19 protein-coding genes are annotated in these 22,008 nt (G+C 70.3%); 8 read left to right on the top strand and 11 right to left on the bottom strand.

Annotated elements, in window-relative coordinates:
* Positions 1–2: 2 nt before the first annotated feature.
* From ACYVKR_RS21225 to alr, 4 genes are all read right to left on the bottom strand, one after another.
* Positions 3–1,094 (bottom strand): HlyD family secretion protein, encoded by a 1,092-nt coding sequence (locus ACYVKR_RS21225; RefSeq protein WP_460482962.1) that lies wholly within the window; start codon positions 1,092–1,094, stop codon positions 3–5.
* Positions 1,091–2,776 carry an efflux MFS transporter permease gene (locus ACYVKR_RS21220; RefSeq protein WP_460482961.1) on the bottom strand — a complete coding sequence of 562 codons (1,686 nt, stop codon included), beginning with the start codon at positions 2,774–2,776 and terminating at the stop codon, positions 1,091–1,093. Before ACYVKR_RS21220 ends, ACYVKR_RS21225 begins: the two co-directional genes overlap by 4 nt.
* On the bottom strand, positions 2,773–3,354 hold the full coding sequence (locus ACYVKR_RS21215) for a TetR/AcrR family transcriptional regulator (RefSeq protein WP_460482960.1): 582 nt from the start codon (positions 3,352–3,354) through the stop codon (positions 2,773–2,775). Before ACYVKR_RS21215 ends, ACYVKR_RS21220 begins: the two co-directional genes overlap by 4 nt.
* Positions 3,355–3,449: 95 nt before the next feature.
* On the bottom strand, positions 3,450–4,556 hold the full coding sequence (gene alr / locus ACYVKR_RS21210) for an alanine racemase (protein ID WP_460482959.1): 1,107 nt from the start codon (positions 4,554–4,556) through the stop codon (positions 3,450–3,452).
* 163 nt (positions 4,557–4,719) lie between these two features.
* Between alr and lplT the strand changes: the two genes are divergently transcribed.
* The 3 genes from lplT (at position 4,720) to ACYVKR_RS21195 (ending at position 7,549) form a co-directional block, all read left to right on the top strand.
* A complete protein-coding gene (lplT, locus tag ACYVKR_RS21205) occupies positions 4,720–6,024 on the top strand; it encodes an MFS transporter (protein ID WP_460482958.1) in 1,305 nt (434 codons plus the stop codon).
* 153 nt (positions 6,025–6,177) lie between these two features.
* Positions 6,178–7,059, top strand: coding sequence for a DMT family transporter (locus ACYVKR_RS21200; RefSeq protein WP_460482957.1), 882 nt, complete (start codon positions 6,178–6,180; stop codon positions 7,057–7,059).
* A gap of 4 nt (positions 7,060–7,063) precedes the next feature.
* Positions 7,064–7,549, top strand: a complete 486-nt coding sequence (locus tag ACYVKR_RS21195) for a glutathione peroxidase (protein WP_460482956.1) — start codon at positions 7,064–7,066, stop codon at positions 7,547–7,549.
* Positions 7,550–7,825: 276 nt separating this feature from the next.
* On the opposite strand, the gene ACYVKR_RS21190 is transcribed toward ACYVKR_RS21195, so the two are convergent.
* From ACYVKR_RS21190 to glcE, 3 genes are all read right to left on the bottom strand, one after another.
* The gene (locus ACYVKR_RS21190; RefSeq protein ID WP_460482955.1) at positions 7,826–8,770 is read right to left on the bottom strand and encodes a ProQ/FINO family protein; all 945 of its coding nucleotides are present in this window, start codon (positions 8,768–8,770) and stop codon (positions 7,826–7,828) included.
* A 64-nt stretch (positions 8,771–8,834) separates the two neighbouring features.
* Positions 8,835–10,094 carry a glycolate oxidase iron-sulfur subunit gene (gene glcF / locus ACYVKR_RS21185; RefSeq protein WP_460482954.1) on the bottom strand — a complete coding sequence of 420 codons (1,260 nt, stop codon included), beginning with the start codon at positions 10,092–10,094 and terminating at the stop codon, positions 8,835–8,837.
* A 9-nt stretch (positions 10,095–10,103) separates the two neighbouring features.
* Positions 10,104–11,234, bottom strand: a complete 1,131-nt coding sequence (gene glcE / locus ACYVKR_RS21180; protein ID WP_460482953.1) for a glycolate oxidase subunit GlcE — start codon at positions 11,232–11,234, stop codon at positions 10,104–10,106.
* Between the two features lie 157 nt (positions 11,235–11,391).
* On the opposite strand from glcE, the gene ACYVKR_RS21175 reads away from it, so the two are divergent.
* The 4 genes from ACYVKR_RS21175 (at position 11,392) to ACYVKR_RS21160 (ending at position 16,288) form a co-directional block, all read left to right on the top strand.
* Entirely contained in the window at positions 11,392–12,405 is a 1,014-nt protein-coding gene (locus ACYVKR_RS21175; RefSeq protein ID WP_460482952.1) for an AraC family transcriptional regulator, read from the top strand.
* 155 nt (positions 12,406–12,560) lie between these two features.
* Positions 12,561–13,700 (top strand): IPTL-CTERM sorting domain-containing protein, encoded by a 1,140-nt coding sequence (locus ACYVKR_RS21170; RefSeq protein WP_460482951.1) that lies wholly within the window; start codon positions 12,561–12,563, stop codon positions 13,698–13,700.
* 175 nt (positions 13,701–13,875) lie between these two features.
* Positions 13,876–15,252 carry a choice-of-anchor Q domain-containing protein gene (locus tag ACYVKR_RS21165; protein ID WP_460482950.1) on the top strand — a complete coding sequence of 459 codons (1,377 nt, stop codon included), beginning with the start codon at positions 13,876–13,878 and terminating at the stop codon, positions 15,250–15,252.
* 55 nt (positions 15,253–15,307) lie between these two features.
* Complete coding sequence (locus ACYVKR_RS21160) at positions 15,308–16,288, top strand: helix-turn-helix transcriptional regulator (protein WP_460482949.1); 981 nt, start codon at positions 15,308–15,310, stop codon at positions 16,286–16,288.
* On the opposite strand, the gene ACYVKR_RS21155 is transcribed toward ACYVKR_RS21160, so the two are convergent.
* Together ACYVKR_RS21155 and ACYVKR_RS21150 are read right to left on the bottom strand one after the other, a co-directional pair.
* The gene (locus ACYVKR_RS21155; protein ID WP_460482948.1) at positions 16,285–17,229 is read right to left on the bottom strand and encodes an SMP-30/gluconolactonase/LRE family protein; all 945 of its coding nucleotides are present in this window, start codon (positions 17,227–17,229) and stop codon (positions 16,285–16,287) included. The two genes, ACYVKR_RS21160 and ACYVKR_RS21155, sit on opposite strands and share 4 nt — an antisense overlap.
* Positions 17,230–17,299: 70 nt before the next feature.
* Positions 17,300–17,761, bottom strand: coding sequence for an Lrp/AsnC family transcriptional regulator (locus tag ACYVKR_RS21150; RefSeq protein ID WP_460483197.1), 462 nt, complete (start codon positions 17,759–17,761; stop codon positions 17,300–17,302).
* A gap of 101 nt (positions 17,762–17,862) precedes the next feature.
* Between ACYVKR_RS21150 and ACYVKR_RS21145 the strand changes: the two genes are divergently transcribed.
* Positions 17,863–20,127, top strand: a complete 2,265-nt coding sequence (locus ACYVKR_RS21145) for an aminotransferase class V-fold PLP-dependent enzyme (protein ID WP_460482947.1) — start codon at positions 17,863–17,865, stop codon at positions 20,125–20,127.
* Positions 20,128–20,191: 64 nt separating this feature from the next.
* Here ACYVKR_RS21145 and amt read toward each other — a convergent pair whose 3' ends face one another.
* Entirely contained in the window at positions 20,192–21,592 is a 1,401-nt protein-coding gene (amt, locus tag ACYVKR_RS21140; RefSeq protein WP_460482946.1) for an ammonium transporter, read from the bottom strand.
* A 67-nt stretch (positions 21,593–21,659) separates the two neighbouring features.
* Positions 21,660–21,998: a P-II family nitrogen regulator gene (locus tag ACYVKR_RS21135; RefSeq protein ID WP_460483196.1), complete on the bottom strand. Its 339-nt coding sequence runs from the start codon at positions 21,996–21,998 to the stop codon at positions 21,660–21,662.
* Positions 21,999–22,008 lie beyond the last annotated feature (10 nt).

Below are 22,008 nucleotides of genomic sequence, written 5' to 3'. Positions count from 1 at the left end.
GCTCACTGCTTTCCGTCGGTGGCGGCCTCGGGGGCGGCTGCCGTGTTGACCCGCGCCTCGACCGACATGCCGGGCCGCAGGCGCTGGGCCAGCGGCTGGTCCGGGTCAATGCGGATGCGCACCGGCAGGCGCTGCACCACCTTGGTGAAGTTGCCGGTGGCGTTGTCGGGCTTGATGACGCTGAACTCCGAGCCGGTGGCCGGCGCGATCTGCTCGACGTGGCCGTGGATGACCTGGCCCTCCAGCGCATCGACCGCGAAGCTCGCGGGCTGGCCGATCTGCATGTGGGCGGTCTGGGTCTCCTTGAAGTTGGCCACCACCCAGAGCTGGCTGGGCACCAGGAACATCAGCTGCGAGCCCGCCGTCACGTACTGGCCCAGGCGCACCGAGGCCTCGCTGACCTGGCCGCCCTGCGGCGCGCGGATCACGGTGTTGGCCAGGTCGATCTGCGCCAGGCCGAGCTGCGCCTCGGCGGCCTTGACCTGGGCCTCCAGGCTGGCGCGCGAGACATGGGTGGACTTGATGGTCTCTTCGCCGATGTGGATGTCGGCCTGGGCCTTGAGCACGTTGGCCTGGGCGAGCTGGGCCGTGGCGCGGGCCTGGTCGCGCTCGCGCAGCGACACCGAGCCGCGGCCGGCCAGTTCTTCCACGCGGGTCAGGTCGGCGGCGGCGCGGCGCGCCTCGGCCTGCACCGCGGCCAGGCTGGCCTTGCGCGCGCCGAGGTTGGCGCGGTTCTGCGCCTGGGTCTGGTCGGAGTTGGCGAGCTGGGCGCGCGCATTGTCGAGCTGCGCCTGGGCCTGGGCCGCCTTGTCCTTGTAGATGCGGTCGTCGATGGCGAGCAGCACCTGGCCCTCCTTCACATGGTCGAAGTCGCGCACCTCCACGCGGCTCACGTAGCCGCTGACCTGCGGCGCCAGCACCGTGACCTGGCCGCGCACGTAGGCGTTGTCGGTGGTGGCCCAGGCCGACTTGAACGGCGGCAGCTTCCAGGCCCAGAGGATGAGCAGCACGCCCGCCAGCGCCACCAGCAGGGCCAGCAGCACGGCCTTGGCGGAGGGACGGATGAGCTTGGGGGGTGAGGCAGGGGCGTTCATGGGGCGGGATCGGTTTCTGGAGAGAGTTTGCGGGTCACGGCGCTGGCGATGCGCGGATGCACGTCCGCCTTGTAGCGGGTGTACACGTAGCGCAGCACGGCATAGCCGAGGAAGCTGAACGCCATCAGCGCGATCAGCACGAAGACGTCGTTGTAGGCGCGCACGCCGGCTTCGCGCCGCACGGTCTGCGCCAGCTGCGAGCGGCCCTGGGCGCTGCGCAGCATGGGATCGGTCTGCACGCGGGCATAGGGCTGCTGCTGCATCTGCAGGCGCTGGGCCACCTGCGGGTCGCTGGCCGGCATGCCGGCCGCGATGGCCTGCACATAGGCCTGGGTGCGCTGCGCCTGCAGCGTGCCCAGCAGCGCCGGGCCGAGCACGCCGCCCAGGCTCTGCGTCACCGAAAACAGCACGATGAAGGTGATGAGGTGGTCCAGCCCCTTGGCCAGCACTTGCATGAAGCCCGAGATCAGGATGGGCCCGATGAACAGCGCCGCCGCGAACGAGATCAGGAACTGGCTGAAGAAAAAGTCGTGCGGCCGCACCTGGCTGGTGGCGTGCCAATCGAGCCAGCCGCCCGTGCCGATCAGCGCGATCGACGCCAGGATCATCCACAGCACCCGCTGCGGGCTGAACACCGCCGCACCGACCACCGTGCCCAGCACCATGCCGGCGCAGATCACGGCGTACAGCGGCTGCAGCTGCTCAGGCTGCATGCCCAGCATGCGCAGCAGGCCGACCACGCCGTAGCTCTGCTCGGCCACCATGAAGCGCATGACGATGGCGCCCAGCATGAAGGCCAGCGTGCTGGGGTGCAGCAGCCAGCGCAGCTGGATCAGCGGCGTGCGGCGCGAGTACTCCAGCACCGCGGCAAGCGCGAACAGCACCAGCGACGCCGCCAGCGCCCAGGCCAGCCAGGGCGTGTCGAACCACCAGGCGTTCACGCCCTGCACCAGCACCGCGCACAGCAGCGCGATGGCCGGCGCCACCAGCGCGAAGGTCAGGAAGTCCAGCGGCTCGAACACGTGGATCTGCACGCTGCTCGGCAGCTTGAGCACGATCACCGCCGCCAGGCTGCACAGCGCCAGCCCGGCCTCGAAGGCATACAGCGACGGCCACGGCGAGATGTCCACCAGCGACGGCGACAGCACCCAGGCCAGCGGCACCGCGATGGACGACAGGTTCATGCCGATGATGAAGGCCGACAGCACCTTGGTCGGCGGAAACACCTGCACCATGTACAGCGTGGCCAGCGAGGTGGCCGCCGCGGCCGACATGCCGCTGACGGCGCGCACCAGCAGCGACATCTCGTAGGTGTGGATGAACAGGTGCAGCACCGCCACGAAGGCGTAGATGCCCAGGCCCCATTCGGCGAACGCGCGCAGGCCGAACTGCTGGCGCGTCTTGAACACCAGCAGGTTGGCGGTCATGTTGACCATGTAGTACACCGCCGGCAGCCACGCAGCCTCGACCGGCGTGAGCCCCAGCTGGCCCTGGATGGCCTGCTGGTTGGCCACCACCAGCCCGTTGCCCAGGCCGCCGGCCATGCCGATCAGCAACGCGACCAGCAGGTAGGCCACGCGCCGCCGCGTCGAGTGCGCGATCTTGGCCGGCGAGCCCGGCAGTGTGGGGCGCTCGTGCTCTTCCCACTCGGGCGGAGGGACGATGTAGCGGGGGCTGTTCATGGCGCCGCGCCTTCCAGCACGGGCATGCGCAGACCACCCTCGACCAGCTCCCAGGCACGCCGGGCCAGCGCCAGCTGCTCGTCGCGGGTGCGCCCGCGCCGCGCGGCGCCGAACATGCCGCCGACCAGCACCAGGTCCTCCGGGCTCAGGTCGGCGCGGCAGCGGCCGCCCTGCTTGGCCTGCTCCAGCAGCGGCTCGAGCATGGCGCGCAGCTGCTGCTGGGCTTCGAGCAGCGTGGTGTCGCTGCGGTCCAGCGAGCGCCAGAAGTCGAGCAGCGGCGTGGTGCGCACCACGGTTTCGGCCCAGTCGCGCATGAAGGCGAACAACGCGTCCGGCCCCAGCGGGCTCAGCTCGTCGGCGCGGGCCTGCAGCTGCTCGAGCATGCGCAGCAGCAGCGCGCGCATCAGCGCGTGGCGATCGGCGAAGTTGCGGTACAGCGTGGCCCGGCTGACGCCGGCGCGCTCGGCCACCAGGTCGAGCGCGGCCTGCGCGCCCTGCTCCGAAAACACCTCGAAGGCCGCGTCCAGCAGCTGCTGGAGGTTGGCCTGGGCATCGGAGCGGGACTGGCGTGGGCGCATGGAGATCATTTCTTAAACGTACAAAAGTGTACGTTACGATCTCGCACCCTGCCTGACACTAGGGATTACCCTAGTTATTCGCAATGTCTTGCGGTTCAGTCGCCGGCTTCGGTCTGCACCGGCACGCGCGGCGCCAGCGCGCACATCAGCTCGTAGCCCACGGTGCCGGCGGCCTGGGCCACTTCGTCGATGGGCAGCACGGCGCCGTTGCCGGCCCGGCCCCACATGGTGACCTCGGAGCCGAAGCCGGCCCCGGGCAGGTCGGTCAGGTCGACGGTGATCATGTCCATGCTGACCCGGCCCACGAGGCGGCTGCGCTGGCCGTCCACCAGCACCGGCGTGCCGGTGCCGCAGTGGCGCGGGTAGCCGTCGGCATAGCCGCAGGCCACCACGCCGATGCGCATGGGCCGCTCGGCGACGAAGGTGGAGCCGTAGCCCACGCTGTCGCCCGGCTGCAGCTGCTGCACGCCGATCACGCGGGTGGAGAGCGTCATCGTCGGCAGCAAGCCCCAGTCGGCGGCGCTGCGCTCGGGGTAGTCGGGCGCGCCGCCGTAGAGCATGATGCCGGCGCGCACCCAGTCGCCGCGCTCGGTGGCGGGCATGTCGGGGTAGCGCAGCAGCGCGGCGCTGTTGCAGATGCAGCGCTCGCCGGGCAGGTCGCGCGTGGCCTCGTCGAAGGCGGCGAGCTGCGCGGCGATGCCCTTGGGGCCGTCGGCGTCGCTGAAATGGGTCATCACCGAGATCTCGTCGACCTGGGGCAGCGCATCGAGCCGCGCCCAGGCGGCGCGGAAGCGCTCGGGCGTGAAGCCCAGGCGGTTCATGCCCGAGTTCATCTTGAGGAACACGCGGTGCGGCGCCTGGGTCTTGTGGGCGGCCAGCCAGTCGATCTGCTGGTCGCAGTGCACGGCGTGCCAGATGCCCAGGCGCGAGCACAGCTCCAGGTCGCGCGGCTCGAACACGCCTTCGAGCAGCAGCAGCGGGCCGCGCCAGCCCAGCTTGCGCACGCGCTCGGCCTCGGCCAGGTCGATGAAGGCGAAGCCGTCGGCGGCGTACAGGCCCTCGAACACCCGCTCGATGCCATGGCCGTAGGCGTTGGCCTTGACGACGGCCCAGACCTGCGCGTCGACGGCGGCACGGCGCGCGCGCTCCAGGTTATGGCGCAGGGCGGGGGTGTGGATGGTGGCTAGAATGGGACGCGGCATGGGGATCGGCTCTACAGAGAAAACACGGAGGAATCCCTCGCCATTCTGGCACCGCCCCGCCCCCTGCGCGTGCTATAACCGCCAGTCCCAGCCCCCGCCATCTGCATTTCTCCGCCTCCATTAGCGCTACTGATACAGAACCAGAACCAGAAACAGGATCTCGATGAAGCGCGGTTTCTACACCATCATGGCAGCGCAGTTCTTCAGCTCGCTGGCCGACAATGCCTTGTTCGTCGCGGCCGTGGACCTGCTGATGACCTCGGGCGCCCCCGAATGGCAGCGTGCGGCACTGGTGCCCATGTTCGCCCTGTTCTATGTGCTGCTGGCGCCCTTCGTGGGCGCCTTCGCCGACGCCTACCCCAAGGGCCAGGTCATGCTGGTCAGCAACTCCATCAAGGTGGTGGGCTGCCTGCTGATGCTGTTCGGCTCGCACCCGCTGATGGCCTACGCGGTCGTAGGCCTGGGGGCCGCGGCCTATTCGCCGGCCAAGTACGGCATCCTGACCGAGCTGCTGCCGCCCAGCCAGCTGGTCAAGGCCAATGGCTGGATCGAGGGGCTGACCATCGCCTCCATCATCCTCGGCGTGCTGCTGGGCGGCCAGCTCGTGGGGCCGGCGATCTCGGGCGTGCTGCTGGGGCTGAACCTGCCGCTGGTGGACACGCCCATCGACACCCCGGCCGAGGCCGCGATCTCGCTGATCGTGCTGCTGTATGCGGCGGCCGCCTGGTTCAACACCTGCATCCCGCGCACCGAAGCCAAGCTGATGCCGATGCGCCAGGACCCGTCGCGCAGCCTGGCCGCCAATGTGCTCGACCTGCTGCCCGACTTCTGGCGCTGCAACCTGCGCCTGTGGCGCGACAAGCTGGGCCAGATCTCGCTGGGCACGACCACGCTGTTCTGGGGCGTGTCGGGCAACCTGCGCTACATCGTGCTGGCCTGGGGCGCGGTGGCGCTGGGCTACAGCACCACCCAGGCCTCGGCGCTGGTCGGCGTGGTGGCCATAGGCACGGCCGTGGGCGCGGTGCTGGCCTCGATGCGCATGAAGCTCGACGACGCCACCCGCGTCATCCCGCTGGGCATCGCCATGGGCCTGCTGGTGGTGGCGATGAACCTCATCCACACCGTCTGGCTGGCCGTGCCCTTCCTGATCCTGCTCGGCGGCCTGGGCGGCTTCCTGGTGGTGCCGATGAACGCGCTGCTGCAGCACCGCGGCCACAACCTGATGGGCGCAGGCCGCTCGATCGCGGTGCAGAACTTCAACGAGCAGGCCTGCATCCTGGCGCTGGGCGTCATCTACAGCCTGTTCACCAAGATGGGACTGTCGGCCTACGGCGCCATCACCTGCTTCGGCCTGCTGGTGGCGGCCATCATGTGGTGCATCGGCGAGTGGTACCGCCGCAATTGCCGCAAGCACCCGCAGGAGCTGGAGCGGCTGCTGGACATCGCCCGCCACGACGAGAACCACTGACGCCCTGCCGGGCGGCTGGGTCGCGCGCGCCGGCTCAGTAGAATGCTGCCTTTTCAATAGCTGTTTGTACTTGCTGATCCTGGTTTTCAGATGAAAAATCATCTGAAACCCTCATACAGCAAGCGCGAGCAGCTATCCATTTTATTTTCCTGCATGCCTACCGCGCTTCCCTTCCTGGCACTGCTGTGCAACGCCTTCATCTGGGGCACGATCTGGTGGCCCTTCAAGATCCTGCAGTCGCACGGCGTGCATCCGGTGCTGGGCACCACGCTGATGTATGCGCTGCTGTTCAGTTGCCTGGCGCTGCTCAAGCCCGGCGCGATCGCCATCGCGCGCCGCCACCCCATGCTGCTGGTGCTGGCCACCTCGTCGGGCGTGACCAACATCCTGTTCAACTGGGCCGTCACCTCGGGCGAAGTGGTGCGCGTGGTGCTGCTGTTCTACCTGATGCCCGCGTGGTCGGTGCTGCTGGCCTGGTACTTCCTGGGCGAAAAGCCCACGCGCTACTCGCTGCTGCGGCTGGTGCTGGCCTTTGCCGGCGTGGCGCTGGTGATGCTGCCGCCGGGCACGACCTGGCAGTCGCTGACCGCGCACCTGGCGCTGCCCGACCTGCTGGCCATCGCCGGCGGCTTCACCTTCGCCTGCACCAACGTGGTCCTGCGCAGCCAGCACCGCGTGGCCAGCGAGGCGCGCATGCTGTCCATGTTCTTCGGCGGGCTGGTGGCCGGCTCGCTGATGTCCTGGCTGGGCACCAGCACCGGCCTGCTGCCGGGGCTGCCGGCCCTGGCGTGGGCCTGGCCGGTGCTGATCGCGGTGATCGCCGTGCTGCTGATGCTGAGCAACTGGTCGCTGCAGTACGGTGCCTCGCGGCTCGCGGCCACGACGGCGGCGGTGGTCATGCTGTCCGAAGTGGTGTTCGCCAGCACCTCCAGCGTGCTGATCGAGGGCACGGTGCTGAGCAGCCGCCTGCTGCTGGGCGGCGCGCTGGTGCTGTCGGCCTCGCTCTTGGCAGCGCTGGAGAAGAAGCTAGCATAGGCGCATGCCTACCACCGTCTTCGATTTCACGCTGCACGACGCCGCCGGCCAGCCGCTGGCGCTGTCGGGCCACCAGGGCCGGGTGCTGCTCATCGTCAACACCGCCACGGCCTGCGGCTTCACGCCGCAGCTCGCGGGGCTGGAGGAGCTGCAGCAGCGCTACGGCGCCCAGGGCCTGCAGGTGCTGGGCGTGCCCTGCAACCAGTTCGGCGCGCAGGCGCCGGGCAGCAACGGCGAGATCGCGCAGTTCTGCGAGCTGCGCTACCAGACCAGCTTTCCCAGCCTGGCGAAGGTGGAGGTCAACGGCGACGGCGCCGATCCGCTGTATGTGTGGCTGAAGGAACGCGCGCCCGGATTGCTGGGCCGGCGCATCCGCTGGAATTTCACCAAGTTCCTGGTGGGGCGCGACGGTACGACGGTGCAGCGCTTTGCGCCGATGACCAAGCCGGACCGGCTGCGCGCCGCCATCGAGCGGGCGCTGGCGGCCTGACGGCAGCGCCGCGCGTTATTCGAGCATCACGGACTCGATGCCGGCGGCCAGGCTGACCAGGCCGGCGATGATGCACACGGTGCCCCAGAACTTGCGCAGCCAGCGGCGGGCGGAGGGTGACATGGGCATGGAGGTCTCCTGAAGCTGGTCAGTGACCAGGGGCATGCGGCCAGTGTACGTATGCCGGCCGGCCGCAGCAAGCGAGAAATAATAATGAAAATAGCTGCAAACGCCTGACTATCAAGCGCTTGCAGCTATCAATAGATGAGCTTTCGCTTATTCTGCAGCGGCGGCTTCGCCGTCGGCCGGCGCGGCCACGGGGGCGGGCACCGGCGCCTGAGCGATCTGCTCGAGCTGGGCGGCGCGCTCCAGGTGGCGCTGCACGGCACCGGGGTGCATGCCGTACATGTCGGCGAACTCGGCCACGCTCTTGCCGCTGGCGGCATAGGCGCGGGCCAGGGCCTCGGCCTTGGCGTCGAACTCGGCCACTTCCTGCAGCGCGGCGTCGAGCAGGGCCTGCGTGGCCTCGTCGCGCACCTGCACCTTTTCCAGGAAGGCTTCGCGGCTCAGGCCCGAGGCCATGAAGGCGATGCCCATGCGGCGGCGCAGCTTGATCTGCAGGTCTTCGCCATCGCGCGGCTTGCGGCGGCGGAAGGCCTCGACCAGCGCGTGGAACACGTGCTCGGGCGCCATGGCCTCGACCACCTGGCCCTGCAGGTCATGGCGCGGCTGGCCCATGGAGACGGCGTTCAGATAGCGCGTGGAGCGGGTGTGCAGGCCCAGCGCCACCTTCAGCTCGGCCTTGTCGAAGGCGTCGGTATGCGCGGCCAGCAGATCCTGGTAGATGCCGCGCTTGAGCGGCAGCGGCTGCTCGCCGAACAGCGCCGGGTACAGGCCGGCCAGCTTCTCGACCACCGGGTGGCGCGGGCGCGGCGGAGCCTTGGGCTGCTGCGGCGCGGCCTTGGCGGCGGCGCGCGGCCGGCGCTGGTCGGAGCGGCCCTCGTTGCGGCGTTCCGGGCGGCGCTCGCCGCGCGGCTCGTTGCGCGGCGCCTGGCGTGGAGCCTCCGGCGCGGGCTCGGCCGCGCGGGTCTCGAGCGCCGTGCCCTGGGTGGCCAGCTTCAGTGCGTCGGCCATCGCGGAGTTGGAGGGGGCGCGGTCTTGGTTGCGCTGCGGCCGGGGCTGGCGAGGCGCGTTGGAGGGGGTGGAGGATTCAGTCGTCATGGCAAAAAAATGCCTTGGCTACTACCAAGGCTATGGCCCGAATTGTAGCTACTCGGCGTCCGGCCTAGGTTTCCGAAGGCAATAGGGCGTCGTCCAGCACCTCGATCCAGTGCCGCACGGGCACGCCGCTGGCCGCCTGCAGGTGAGAGATGCAGCCGATGTTGGCCGACAGGATTGCGGCCGGCTTGGTGTCGCCGCAGGCGTCATCCAGCGCGTGGAGCTTGCGGTCGCGCAGCTGGTGCGACAGCTCGGGCTGCAGCACCGAGTAGGTGCCGGCCGAGCCGCAGCACAGGTGCGACTCGGTGCGCGCCACGCGGATGTCGAAGCCCAGGCTGCGCAACGCGGCCTCGACGCCGCCGCGCAGTTGCTGGCCGTGCTGCAGCGTGCAAGGCGGGTGGTAGGCCAGCGGCGCGTCGGGGATGCGCAGCTTGCCCTGCAGCTGCGGCACCAGGCGGGGCAGCAGGTCGGGCAGCAGCTCGCTCAAGTCGCGCGTGAGGCCGGCGATGGTGGCGGCGCGCTCGGCGTAATCGGCGTCGTGGCGCAGCAGGTGGCCGTAGTCCTTGACCATCACGCCGCAGCCCGAGGCGTTCATCACGATGGCCTCGACCTCCTTGCGCGCCACATAGGGCCACCAGGCGTCGATATTGGCCTTGGCCTGCGCCAGCGCGCCCTCGGGGTCGCTCAAATGCTGCTTGACGGCGCCGCAGCAGGTGGCGGCCTGCGCCACGATGGTCTGGATGCCGGCGGCATCGAGCACGCGCGCGGTGGCGGTGTTGATGCCGGGCATCATCGCGGGCTGCACGCAGCCGGCCAGCATCAGCACCTTGCGCGGGTGCTCGCGGCTGGGCCAGGCGCCGGGCTTGGGCGCGGAGGCCAGCTTCTCCTGCAGCCCGGCGGGCAGCAGCGGTTTGACTATGCGCCCCAGCGCCATCGCCGGCGCAAAGGCCTTGGACGTGAGGCCGGCGCGCAGCGCCGCGCGCTTGCTGCGCTCGCCCAGCGGGCGGGCGACCTGCTCGTCGACGATGTGGCGGCCGATGTCGAGCAGCTTGCCGTACTGCACGCCGCTCGGGCAGGTGCTCTCGCAGTTGCGGCAGGTGAGGCAGCGGTCCAGGTGCTGCTGGGTCTTGCGCGTGGGCTCGTGACCTTCGAGCACCTGCTTGATGAGGTAGATGCGGCCGCGCGGGCCATCGAGCTCGTCGCCCAGCAGCTGGTAGGTGGGGCAGGTGGCGGTGCAGAAGCCGCAGTGCACGCATTTGCGCAGGATGGCCTCGGCCTCCTCGCCTTCGGCCGTGCGCTTGTATTGGGGGGCCAGTTGGGTTTGCATGGTCGCTCCTTACGCTACGGCCCAGTCGCCCAGGCGGCCCGGGTTGAAGATGCCCCGGGGGTCGAAGGCCTGCTTGAGCCGCTGGTGCACGCCCAGCAGCGCCGGCGACGCGGGCGCGAGGCCGAAGTCCTCCGACGAGGTCCAGCGCACCGCGGCGCCCAGGCGAAAGCACACGGCGCTGCCGCCCACGCTGCGCGCCAGCGCCTGCAGCGCATGGGCATGCTCGATGGGCGCCTGCAGCCAGCGCAGCGCGCCGCCCCACTCCAGCAGCGCCGAACCCAGCCCCTCGCCGTGGTTGAGCACCGGCGCGGTGGCCGGCACCGACAGGCGCCACAGCGCATGCTCGGGCGCCATGTGGCGGAACCACGGCAGCTGCTGCTCGCGGCAGGCCAGCCACATGGCGTCGGCCTGGGCGTGGTCCAGCATCTGGCCGCCCATCCTGCCCACGGCGGCCTGCACCGCCGCCATGGCGCCGCGCAGCCGCACCATCAGGTAGCCGGCATCGGGGGCATCGTCCACCGCCTGCCACAGGCTGGCGTTGATAGGCAGCGGCTGGGCACGCCAGCCGGCCAGCAGGTGCAGCGCCTGCTGCTGGCTGCATTCGTAGTACAGCGTGGCCTGCGCCTTGGGGATGGGCAGCACCTTGAGGCTGATCTCGGTGAGCAGGCCCAGCGTGCCCCAGGAGCCGGCCATCAGGCGCGAGACGTCGTAGCCGGCCACGTTCTTCATGACCTGGCCGCCGTAGACGAGGTGTTCGCCCTGGCCGTTGAGCATGCCCAAGCCCAGCACGTAGTCGCGCACCGCGCCCACCGCGGCCCGCGTGGGGCCCGACAGGCCCGCCGCCACCATGCCGCCGACGGTGGCGCCGGGGCCGAAGTGCGGCGGCTCGAACGGCAGGCACTGGCCCTGTTGCTGCAGCAGCTGCTCCAGCTCCAAGAGCGGCGTGCCGCTGCGCACGGTGACCACCAGCTCGCTGGGCTCGTAGCTGACCACGCCGGCATGCGCCCGCGTGTCCAGCGCGTCGCCGCCGTGGCGCACGCCGTAGAAGTCCTTGGTGCCGCCGCCGCGGATGCGAAGCGGCGTCTGGCTTGCATGGGCGGCGCGTATGCGCTCCTGCATCTGGCTGACGGTGGAATCCATGCTGCGGATGGTAGCGGCAGTTGCGGCACGAGGCCGTCGCTCGGGTTTGAAATTTTCTGCAGCAATGCGTGAAAGCGCGCTGGCAAGGGGGACAAACCCGCCCTCCAGCCAAGGCCTCGTCTGCATAGACTGTGCGCCCACCGCCGCGCAGAGCACCATGCCACCTCCCATGCCCGCCCATATCGCCGAACCCACCAGGACCCAGGCCTGTTTCTCATCGCAGGCACTGCCGGCGCGCAAGCGCTTTGCCGCGCTGCGCGAGCTGAGCCACGAGTTGATGGGCCTGGACCTGCAGCCCCATCCCGATGCCGCCGACGACGCGCCGTGCCACTTCTCCACCGCCGTCACCGGCCTGGGCGGCGGCATGGTGTATGCGCGCACCGTCCACACGCCGCTGCGCGCGCTGCGTACCAAAGAGCTGGTGCGCGACGGCTCGGACGATGTGTACCTGAGCCGGGTGGACAACGGCGTGGCCGGGCGCAGCGCCAGCGGTGAATTCATCGCCCGGCCCGGCGCGCTGGTGCTGATGTCCAAGGCGCGCCCGCACGAAGGGCTGACGCCGCCGGGCCGCAGCTGCAGCACCGCCGGCATCGTGGTGCCGCGCGCCAGCCTGCTGCGGCTGCTGCCGCACCTGGAAGAAGCGCCTTTCCGCCTGCTGCCCGCAAACACTGCCGGCGCCGCCATGGCGCTGGACTATGCCGCGCTGATCGCCCAGGCGCAGCAGCTCACGCCCGCGCAGCTGCAGGCGGCCACCAGCCATCTGCAGGAGTTGGTCGCCAGCGTGATCGACCCGCATTGGGGATCGGCCCAGCCACCCGGCGGCGAGGCGCAGGCCCTGCCCCGGCTGGCGCTGATCCAGCGCGACATCCGCGCCCACATCGACTGGCCAGGGCTGAGCCTGGCCTTCATCGCGCGCCAGCACCACCTCACGCCGCGCCAGATCCAGCGGCTGTTTGCACAGCAGGGCGGCAGCTACTCCGACTTTGTGGCGCGGGCGCGCATGGAGCGGGCCCGCGCCCTGCTGGCCGATCCGCGCGAGGGCCACCGCCGCGTGCTCGACATCGCGCTGGACTGCGGCTACGACGACGTGACGGCCTTCAGCCGCGCGTTCCGCCGGCATTTCGGCATGTCGCCGTCCGACGCGCGCAACGCAGTGCCGGACGCCGGCTGAGCACGCCGCGCCGCGGCAAGCCCAGGGTTTCCACGGAATTCGGAGCGGAATGTCGCCTCCAGCAAGCATGGTGTCGCGTTGGGCATGGCAGACCGGCGGCGGTTTTCGAAGAATGGGCGCCTTCGCCACCCTGGCAAGCCCCAAGCCTCCTGCCCATGCCCTTCGTCCGCCCCGCTCATCTCTTCGCACTGGCCACCTGCGCGGCGGCCACCGTGCTGGCGCTGCCGGCCCTGGCCCGCACCTGCACCTGGACGGGCGCCGTCGACAACCTGGCGACGACGGCGGGCAACTGGGCTTGCGATGCCGGCAGCGGGCCGCCCGCAGGGGGCGACGATGTGATGTTCCCGGCCGCTGCCGCGCACAAGGACACGTACAGCCACAACTATGCGTCCGGCCTTGTCCCCATCTTCAATACCATCGACTTCGCGCCCGGCTACACCGTGAACGGCCCCGGCGGACTACGCTTCACCCACAGCCTGTACGCCACCGGCCCGCTCACGGTCAACACCCTCATCGACGGCCAGCACACTGGCACGCTGGCCATACGCGAGGCCGCATCCACCAGCGACGTGGTGTACATGCAGGGCTACGTCAGGTTCATGAGTCCGGTCGCCGGCATCACGGTGGGCACCAGCGGCGCGGCCAACACGGCACGGCTGATTCTGAACGGCACCCTGCCAGGCTCACCGGATCGCGTCACCGTCTACCAGGGCGGACGGCTGTCCTTCGCGACATCCAACGCCTCCGAAGTCTCCGTGCTGACGGTGCGGCAGGGCGGCACACTGGCGGTCAGCGATCCACCGCCCGGGGTACCGCCCGCCATTCTGGGCAACGCCACGGTCACCCAGGCGCTCGACCTGCAGAGCGGCTCCACCTTCGAGTACCTGGTCCATGCCGACGGCTTCAGCTCCGGCGGCGTCATCATCGGCGCGGGCGCCACGGCCAACCTGTCCGGCGCCACGCTGAAGGTGGTGCTGGGAGACCCCGGCGCGCCTGAGCCTGTAGGCACCGAGCACCGCATCCTCGAATACCCGTCCGGCACCACCCTCGGCAGCACCTTCGCCAGCCTGCCGGAAGGTGCCACCGTGGAGGCCAGCAACGCGCCGGGCGTGTTCTACCGCATCACCTACGGAGCGGCCGGCACTGAAACCGTTCAGCTCACCCGCGTGGCCGCCCCACCCAGGCCGTCCGAACCTGGAGCGGCCGTCCCCGTGCCCACGCTGGGCTCCATGGGGCTGGCGCTGCTGGCCCTGCTGGCGGGAGCCATGGGCCTGCGCGCACGGCGCAGAGGCTGAGCGCAGGGCGCGCATGTCGCCCGGTGCATGGCAGTTGTCGCCGGATGCACAGACAGGCCTGGGTGCTTTCCCGAAAAATTGGTGATCTTCAGCATGCCGCTGGAGCAGCACCAAGCACAACAACAAGCGCCCATGGCTTTCCGCAGCCCGGAAAACAGGGCGCAACGGAAACGCCATGCACCCTCCCCTCCTTCCACAGCGCCTGCTGCGAAGCTGCGGCACCGCGCTGGGGGCCGCAGCCCTGGCCTGCGCCCTGCCGGCGCAAGCCGCCGTCGTGGGCAGCGGCACAGCGGGCAGCTGCACCGAGGCCGCGCTGAACACCGCACTGAGCGGCGGTGGCGTGGTCACGTTCGACTGCGGCGGCCCGGTCACCATCGCGCTGACCACCGAGAAGGTGCTCACCACAGCCACCAACATTGACGGCGCCGGCCTGGTGACGCTGGACGGCAACGCGGCGGTACGGCATTTCCGACTGAGCAATGCGGTGAGCTACACGCTCGCCGGGCTGAGCCTGGTGAACGGCCGGACCACGGACGATGGCGGCGCCGTCCACGTCAATGGCGCCACCCTGCTGCTGAACAAGGTGACGCTGGCCAACAACGTGGCATCAGGCATGGGAACCCGGGGGGGCGCCCTCTTCGCCACCGGCGGCGCGAACGTGACCCTGAGCGAGGTGAAGGCAACGGGCAACCAGGCGGCCTCGGGCGGCGCCATCTACACCAATACCAACAGCACGCTCCTGCTGAACGGGTTCATCGCGGATGGCAACCATGCAAGCGTAGAGGGCGGTGCCCTCGCGCATCGCGGCAGCGCCCTGACCGTGCAGCAAAGCCTTTTCACCGCCAACAGCATCGACGACCCGCAAGAAGCGGGCGCCGCGATCGTGGTCGCTCCGCATGTCGGAACGAGCAGCCTGGCGATCGCCAACAGCACCTTCCAGGGCAACACCAGCGCCGGAGGCCCGGGCGGCAGCACGCTCGGGGTGGCGATGGCTCCGGACGGCACCATCGACAACAGTACCTTCGCGGCCAATGGCTCGGCGGATGCATCAGTGCGCGCCTTTTTCAACGCGACACTGACGCTGAGGAACACCATCGTCAGCCATACCACCGGCGGCAACAACTGCCGAACCAGTGATGGCGGTGCCGTCGTGGATGGCGGCAACAATCTGCAGTTCGGCGGTGGCACGGCGCAGTCGTGCGGCGCCTCCATCCCGGTGGCCGACCCCCAGCTGGCAGCGCTGGCCGACAACGGCGGCTTCAGCCGCACGATGGCCCTGCTGCCGGGCAGCCCAGCCATCGATGCGGGCAGTGGCTGCACGGCGACGGACCAGCGCCTGGTGGCACGCCCCATCGGCCCGGCCTGCGACATCGGGGCCTACGAGGCGCCGCTGCCAACCGCACCCGGTGGCGGTGGCGATGGCGATCCCCCGTCTTCCGCCGCGCCCGCCCCGGTGCCGGCACTGGCCCCTGCGGGCCTCGCGCTGCTGGCGGCCCTGGCCGGCGCGGCAGGCCTGGGCGCCCTGCGCCGCCGCCACATTTCCGGCCGCTGAGCGGTACCATCACGGCCAGAAAGGGGCACACCTTCCTCTGTGCCCGCGCAGCACCATGAACGATACGGCCCCGCCCCTCCAGGATGCCCGCGTGTCGCGCCTTTGCTCCCGCGAACTGCCCGGGCGCGACAAGATGGCCGCGCTGCGCGAACTCTACGGGCGGGAGCTGATGCGCGTGGACCTGTGGCCCCATGCCAACGCTGCACCCGGCGGCTTCGATTTTTCCGCCACCATTGCCGACCTCGGCGAGCACACGGTCTATGCGCACTGCGTGCACGGCCCCTCCCACATGTGGCGCTCGCCCACGCTGATGCACGACGGCGCCGACGACATCTACCTCGCCACCGCGCAGACCCGCTTCATCGTGCGCACGCCGGGCGAGGATTTGCTGCTGCCGGCCGGTGGCATGGCCATCATGTCCAAGGCGCGGGCCCATGAGGCCATCGCCCCCTGGGGCGGGCCCAGTTCCTGCATCCAGGTGCCGCGCGCGGTGCTGGCCCGGCTGGTGCCCCGGCTCGAAGAAGCGCCCATGCGCCAGCTGACTCCCGATACGCCCGGTGCCGCGCTGGTGCTGGGCTATGCGCAGCTGCTGGCGCAATCGCCTGCGCTGCCGGCCAGCCAACAGGATGCCGCGGTGGCCCATGTGCATGCGCTGCTGGCGGGCATCTTCTCGGTCGAGTGGCGGTCGGAGCTGGAGGCAGAGCACCCGTCCGCGCAGGCCCCCCGGCTGGCGCTGATACGGCGCGACATCGAGGCCCGGCTGTCGTCGCCCGAACTGGGGCTGGCGCAGATCGCACGCCTGCACCACCTCACGCCCCGCCAGGTACAGCGGCTGTTCGCGCAGGAAGGCACCTGCTTCTCGGACCATGTGCGCGATGCCCGGCTGCAGCGCGCCCATGCGATGCTGGCCGACCCGCGGCAAAGCCGCCGCCGGGTGCTCGAGATCGCCTTCGACTGCGGCTTTGCCGACATCTCGACCTTCAACCGGGCCTTCCGGCGGCGCTACGGATTGGCGCCGTCGGAGGTGCGGCCCTAGACCTCGCGCCAGGGCTGCACCGGCAGCCCGGCCACGCCAACGCGCATCGCGAACACGCAGCCCGACAGCGGCATCTGCGCCAGTTCATCCTGGCCGCGGCCGTGGCGCGCCGAGGTGACGTAGAGCGTGCGCCCGTCCGCGCCGCCGAAGCACGGCATGGTGGGGCACAGCGCCGGGGTCACGTGGCTGGCCAGGATCTCGCCGGCCGGCGAGATCTGCAGCACGCGGCCGCCTTCGTACATGGCGCACCAGTAGTTGCCGTCCACGTCCACCGCGGCGCCGTCGGGGCGGCCGCCGTAGCCGGGCTCGCCGGGCCGCCAGCCCTCGGGCTTGCCGGGGAACTGCACGAAGACCTCGCCTTCGCCCAAAGGATTGCCCTGCACATCGCAGCGCCAGCGGCGGATGGTGTGGCTGGGCGTATCGGCCCAGTACAGCGTGCGCCGGTCGGGCGACCAGGCCAGGCCGTTGGCATTGGCGACGCCGCCGAGCACGGAGCGCACCGATGCGCCCTGCGGCGACTGGCGCTGGCCGTCCACGCAGTACAGGCCGGCCACCGGCTGGCGCGGGCCGCTGGCGGGCTCGTGGATGGTGCCCACCCACAGCCGGCCCTGGGCGTCGCACTTGCCGTCGTTGGCGCGCTGGCTGGCGGCATCGATCGGCAGGCTGGCGATGGGCAGCAGCTCGCCGCCCCAGACCGGCGCGCGGCAGATGCGGTCGCGCAGCGCGACGACCAGGCCGCTGTCGGCGCCGCTGCTGCGCGCGGGCGCGATGCAGCCGGGTTCATCCGGCATGGCCCAGCGCTCGACGAGGCCCGAGCCGGGCACGGTGCGCCACAGCAGGCGGCCGGCGATGTCCACGCCATACAGGCGCTGCTCGCCGCTGTGCCAGAAGGGCGACTCGCCGACGGCGAACGCTTGGCTGATCACGGTATGCCAGGTCATGGCTTTCCTCTTCAAAACAGGGGGATGGGCTCTGCATTCGCATTTTCCATGCCAACCGGCCGGCCCGTGCTCAGGGAATGTAGGACAGCGGCAGCGCGGTGGTGAACTTCAGCTCTTCCATCGCAAAGCTGGACGACACGTCGAACAGCTGCGTATCGGCGATCAGCCGCTTGTAGACCTTGTCGTAGGCCGCGATGTCGGGCACGACCACGCGCAGCAGGTAGTCCACGTCGCCGCTCATGCGGTAGAACTCGACCACCTCGGGAATCGCCTGCACCGCGCCCCGGAAGCGCTCGAACCATTCCTGGCTGTGGGTGCTGGTGCGCACCGCGACGAAAACGGTCACGCCGACGTTCACCTTGTCGCGGTCCACCAGCGCCACCTGGCGCTTGATGACGCCAGCCTCCTTGAGCCGCTGGATGCGGCGCCAGCACGGCGTGGCCGACAGGCCGACCTGCGCCGCCAGATCGGCGACCTGGGTTTCGGCGTCGGTCTGCAGCAGCTCCAGCAGCTTGCGGTCAATGGAATCCAGTTTTATTTTTTGCATGATTTTTGGAATCAGTTTCCATAAATCATGCCACAAACAGCCAATTTTGCATGCGTATGCCCCACCCCAAATTCGACAATAAGCGTATGGAAATCTACCTCGACGCCAACGCCACCACCCCCGTGCTCCCGCAGGCCCGCGCCGCCGCTCTGGCGGTGATGGGCGATGCCTACGGCAACCCCAGCAGCATCCACGGCAGCGGCCTCAAGGCCCGCGCGCTGCTCGACGAGGTGCGCGCGGCCGCGCGCCGCGTGCTGGGCGTGCCCACCGGCCAGCTGCTGTTCACCAGCGGCGCCACCGAAGGCATCCAGACCGCCGTGCTGTCGGCGCTGACCGAGCTGCGCCGCCGCCAGGATGCCGGCGAGACCACGGCGCTGCAACTGCTGTACGGCGCCACCGAGCACAAGGCCGTGCCCGAGGCGCTCAAGCACTGGAACGCGGTGCTGGGCCTGCACCTGCCTGTCCAGGCGATTCCGGTGGGCATCGATGGCCGCCACGACCTGGCCTGGCTGCGCGCGCAGGCACCCTCGGCTGGCCTGGTCTGCACCATGGCGGCGAACAACGAGACCGGCGTGGTCAGCGACCTGGACGGCATCGCCGAGGCGCTGCGCGGCAGCCCCGCGCTGTGGCTGGTGGATGGCGTGCAGGCGCTGGGCAAGCTGGCGCTCCAGCCCATCGAGCGCGGCATCGACTACGCGCCGTTCTCGGGCCACAAGCTCTATGCGCCGAAGGGCGTTGGCATGCTCTATGTGCGCGAAGGCGCGCCGTTCACGCCGCTGCTGGCCGGCGGCGGGCAAGAGGGCGCGCTGCGCGCCGGCACCGAGAACATGGCCGGCATCGCGGCGCTGGGCGCGGTGCTGCAGGCGCTGCAGGACGGCAGCACCTTTGCCGACGCCGCCACGCTGGCCGACCACCGCAGCCGGCTGGCATCGGCCCTGCGCGACGCGTTTGCCGGCCTGGTGTTCAACGCGCCGCCGGCGCTGAGCCTGCCCACGACGCTGAACTTCGCGGTGCCGGGTCTGGCCTCCAAGCTGCTGCTCGACCTGTTCGACGCCGCGGGCCTGCGCGTCAGCGGCGGCTCGGCCTGCAGCGCCTCTAAGGCGCAGCCCAGCTATGTGCTTGAGGCCATGGGCCTGCCCGCATGGCAGACCGCCGCCGCGGTGCGCATGTCCTTCGGCGCGGCCGACCCAACGGCGATGATCGACGAGGCCTGCGCCCGCATCCGCGCCTGCGGCGCCGCGCTGCGCACCAATTGCCTGGTCGAGGCACCGCCGGCCACCGAGCACGGCGCGGCCCCGCTGCTGACGCGCTTTGCCGTCGATGGCGCCTGCTGCTATCTGGTGGCCGATGCCGCCAGCCAGCGCTGCGTGGTGATCGACCCGCTGCCCGAGCTGGTCGACCGCCTCGCGCAATGGGTGCGCTGCCGCGGCTTCACGCTGGCCGCGGTCCTGGACACACACAGCCATGGCGACCACCAGTCTTCCGCGCATGAGCTGCGCGCGGCCGTGCCGCCCGAGCTGCAAGCCGATGGCGGCGTTGACGCGCTGGGCTGGCCCGAGGGCGCCGCACAGATCGACCTCGGCGCCCACCGCCTGGCGCGCCTGGCGCTGCCGGGCCACACCGCCGATTCCACCGCCTACCTGCTGCACGAGGGCGCCGAGCTGCGCCTGGCCTTCGTGGGTGATACCGTGCTGCCCGGCGCGCTGGGCCGCAGCGACTTCGCCCAGAGCGCGCCGCTGGCTTACGCCGGCTCGCTGCAGGTGCTGGAGCAGGCCGTCGGCCCGCACACGCTGCTGCTGCCCGGGCACGACTACGACGACCGCTTCGCCTGCACGCTCAGCGTGGAATGCGCGGCCCAGCCGCAGTTGGCCGGCGTGCTGCAGGGCCGGCTCGACGCGGCGGCCTTTGCCGCGGCCAAGGCCGAGCTGGAGCGCGACCTGGCGCCCACCGCGTACCAGACCATGGCCTGCGGTGCCCGCGTCGATGCCACCATGGGTGCCTGCCAACCTCAGCGCGTCGAACTCTCGGCCGCGCAGGCCCAGGCGCTGCGCCACACCGGCCCCGCACCGCTGCTGGTGGATGTGCGCGAGCCCTACGAGCAGCAGCTGGGCGGCGCGCCCGGCCTGGAAGGCGACGGCCACGCGCAGGCCGTGCCGCTGTCGGGCCTGCTGAACGCGCTGCCGCAATGGCTGGCGCTGCCCGCCGAGACGCCGGTGGTCTTCTACTGCCGCAGCGGCAACCGCAGCGCCCAGGCCGCGCGTGCGCTGCGCCGCCTGGGGCACGACCAGGCCTTCAGCCTGGCCGGTGGCCTGGCGCTGTGGCCCGAGCCTGCGGCCACCGCAACCCTCTGAGCAACGAAAAAAAGGCCGGGCGGGTTCATCACCCGTCCGGCCCCCCAAGGAGTATGCGGAACGATCAGCGGCTGTAGGCCACTTCGCCGTGCGAGCTGATGTCCAGCCCTTCGCGCTCGGATTCCTCGCTCACCCGCAGGCCCACCAGCAGGCCGGCCACCTTGTAGGCGATGAAGGACACCACGCCCGACCACACGATGGTGATCAGCACGCTCTTGACCTGTACCCACACCTGCGCCGCCATGTCGAAGGTATCGGGCGTGAGGCCGCCGGTGCCGCCCAGGCTTTGCGATGCGAACACGCCGGTCAGGATGGCGCCGACGATGCCGCCCACGCCATGCACGCCGAACACGTCGCAGGTGTCATCGGCCTTGAGCAGGCGCTTGAGGCCGCTCACGCCCCACAGGCAGAGGATGCCGCAGATCAGGCCCATGACGATGGCGCCCATGGGGCCGACGAAGCCGGCGGCCGGCGTGATCGCCACCAGGCCCGCCACGGCGCCCGAGGCCGCGCCCAGCATCGAGGGCTTGCCCTTGTGCAGCGCCTCGCCCAGCAGCCACGACAGCGTGGCGGCGCCCGTGGCGACGATGGTGTTGATGAAGGCCAGGCCCGCGATGCCGTTGGCCGCGCCGGCCGAACCGGCGTTGAAGCCGAACCAGCCCACCCACAGCAGCGAGGCGCCCACCATGGTCAGCGTCAGGCTGTGCGGCGCCAGCGCCTCGCGGCCGAAGCCGATGCGCTTGCCCAGCACATACGAGCCCACCAGGCCGGCGATACCGGCGTTGATGTGCACCACGGTGCCGCCGGCGAAGTCCAGCGCGCCGTCCTTGCCCAGCAGGCCGCCGCCCCAGACCATGTGCGCGATCGGCACATAGCTGAAGGTGAACCACAGCACGGCGAACACCAGCACGGCCGCGAACTTGATGCGCTCGGCGAAGGCGCCGACGATCAGCGCCACCGTGATGGCCGCGAACGTGGACTGGTACGACACGAAGGCGAACTCCGGCACCGTGGGCATGGGGCCCGACAGCGTATCGGGCTTGATGCCCATCAGGAAGGCCTTCTCCAGCCCGCCGAAGAAGTTGCCCTCGCCCGCGAAGGTCAGCGAGTAGCCGTAGATGGCCCACAGCACGGTGATGAGCGCGAAGATGGTGAACACCTGCGCCAGCACCGAGAGCATGTTCTTGGCGCGCACCAGGCCGCCGTAGAACAGCGCCAGGCCGGGGATGACCATCAGCGTCACCAGCATGGCCGAGGTCAGGATCCACGCCGTGTCGCCCGCGTTCAGCGTGGGCGCGGCAGCCGGTGCTGCAGCAGCGGCATCGGCAACCGCTTCGGCAGCGGCAGCCACCGGTGCGGCGGCGGCCTGTGCGGCATCGGCCGCAGCGGCCGGATCGGCGGCCCAGGCACCCACGGCCACGGCGCCCAGCGCCAGCCCGGGAAGGAGGAGGAGTAGTTTTCGCATGGTGTTCACACCCTTTTGAATCAAATCAGGCTTTAAGGCAATAGAAATAAGCGGCAATAGCTATTATTTAAATAGCATTCACCCCAGTCTCGCCGGTGCGGATACGCACCACCTGCTCCAGCTGCGCAACAAAGATCTTGCCGTCGCCGATCTTGCCGGTGCGCGCCGCGCCCTCGATGGCCTCGATCACTCGGTCCACCAGGTCTTCGCTCACCGCGACTTCCAGCTTCACCTTGGGCAGGAAATCGACCACGTACTCGGCGCCGCGGTACAGCTCGGTGTGGCCCTTCTGGCGGCCGAAGCCCTTGACTTCGCTCACGGTGATGCCATTCACGCCGATGTCCGACAGCGCTTCGCGCACCTCGTCCAGCTTGAAGGGTTTGATCACGGCGGTCACCATTTTCATGGTCATGATG

It is taken from the genome of Comamonas humi, assembly GCF_054782535.1.
Note: the sequence above shows the minus strand (reverse complement) of the source record. Positions and strands in the feature narration are given on the sequence as shown.

Bases quoted from the DNA above. Each gene is read 5' to 3' on its own strand.
- ACYVKR_RS21225 (WP_460482962.1), bottom strand. From the start codon at position 1,094: ATGAACGCCCCTGCCTCACCCCCCAAGCTCATCCGTCCCTCCGCCAAG.
- ACYVKR_RS21220 (WP_460482961.1), bottom strand. From the start codon at position 2,776: ATGAACAGCCCCCGCTACATCGTCCCTCCGCCCGAGTGGGAAGAGCAC.
- ACYVKR_RS21215 (WP_460482960.1), bottom strand. From the start codon at position 3,354: ATGCGCCCACGCCAGTCCCGCTCCGATGCCCAGGCCAACCTCCAGCAG.
- alr (WP_460482959.1), bottom strand. From the start codon at position 4,556: ATGCCGCGTCCCATTCTAGCCACCATCCACACCCCCGCCCTGCGCCAT.
- lplT (WP_460482958.1), top strand. From the start codon at position 4,720: ATGAAGCGCGGTTTCTACACCATCATGGCAGCGCAGTTCTTCAGCTCG.
- ACYVKR_RS21200 (WP_460482957.1), top strand. From the start codon at position 6,178: ATGCCTACCGCGCTTCCCTTCCTGGCACTGCTGTGCAACGCCTTCATC.
- ACYVKR_RS21195 (WP_460482956.1), top strand. From the start codon at position 7,064: ATGCCTACCACCGTCTTCGATTTCACGCTGCACGACGCCGCCGGCCAG.
- ACYVKR_RS21190 (WP_460482955.1), bottom strand. From the start codon at position 8,770: ATGACGACTGAATCCTCCACCCCCTCCAACGCGCCTCGCCAGCCCCGG.
- glcF (WP_460482954.1), bottom strand. From the start codon at position 10,094: ATGCAAACCCAACTGGCCCCCCAATACAAGCGCACGGCCGAAGGCGAG.
- glcE (WP_460482953.1), bottom strand. From the start codon at position 11,234: ATGGATTCCACCGTCAGCCAGATGCAGGAGCGCATACGCGCCGCCCAT.
- ACYVKR_RS21175 (WP_460482952.1), top strand. From the start codon at position 11,392: ATGCCACCTCCCATGCCCGCCCATATCGCCGAACCCACCAGGACCCAG.
- ACYVKR_RS21170 (WP_460482951.1), top strand. From the start codon at position 12,561: ATGCCCTTCGTCCGCCCCGCTCATCTCTTCGCACTGGCCACCTGCGCG.
- ACYVKR_RS21165 (WP_460482950.1), top strand. From the start codon at position 13,876: ATGCACCCTCCCCTCCTTCCACAGCGCCTGCTGCGAAGCTGCGGCACC.
- ACYVKR_RS21160 (WP_460482949.1), top strand. From the start codon at position 15,308: ATGAACGATACGGCCCCGCCCCTCCAGGATGCCCGCGTGTCGCGCCTT.
- ACYVKR_RS21155 (WP_460482948.1), bottom strand. From the start codon at position 17,229: ATGACCTGGCATACCGTGATCAGCCAAGCGTTCGCCGTCGGCGAGTCG.
- ACYVKR_RS21145 (WP_460482947.1), top strand. From the start codon at position 17,863: ATGGAAATCTACCTCGACGCCAACGCCACCACCCCCGTGCTCCCGCAG.
- amt (WP_460482946.1), bottom strand. From the start codon at position 21,592: ATGCGAAAACTACTCCTCCTCCTTCCCGGGCTGGCGCTGGGCGCCGTG.
- ACYVKR_RS21135 (WP_460483196.1), bottom strand. From the start codon at position 21,998: ATGAAAATGGTGACCGCCGTGATCAAACCCTTCAAGCTGGACGAGGTG.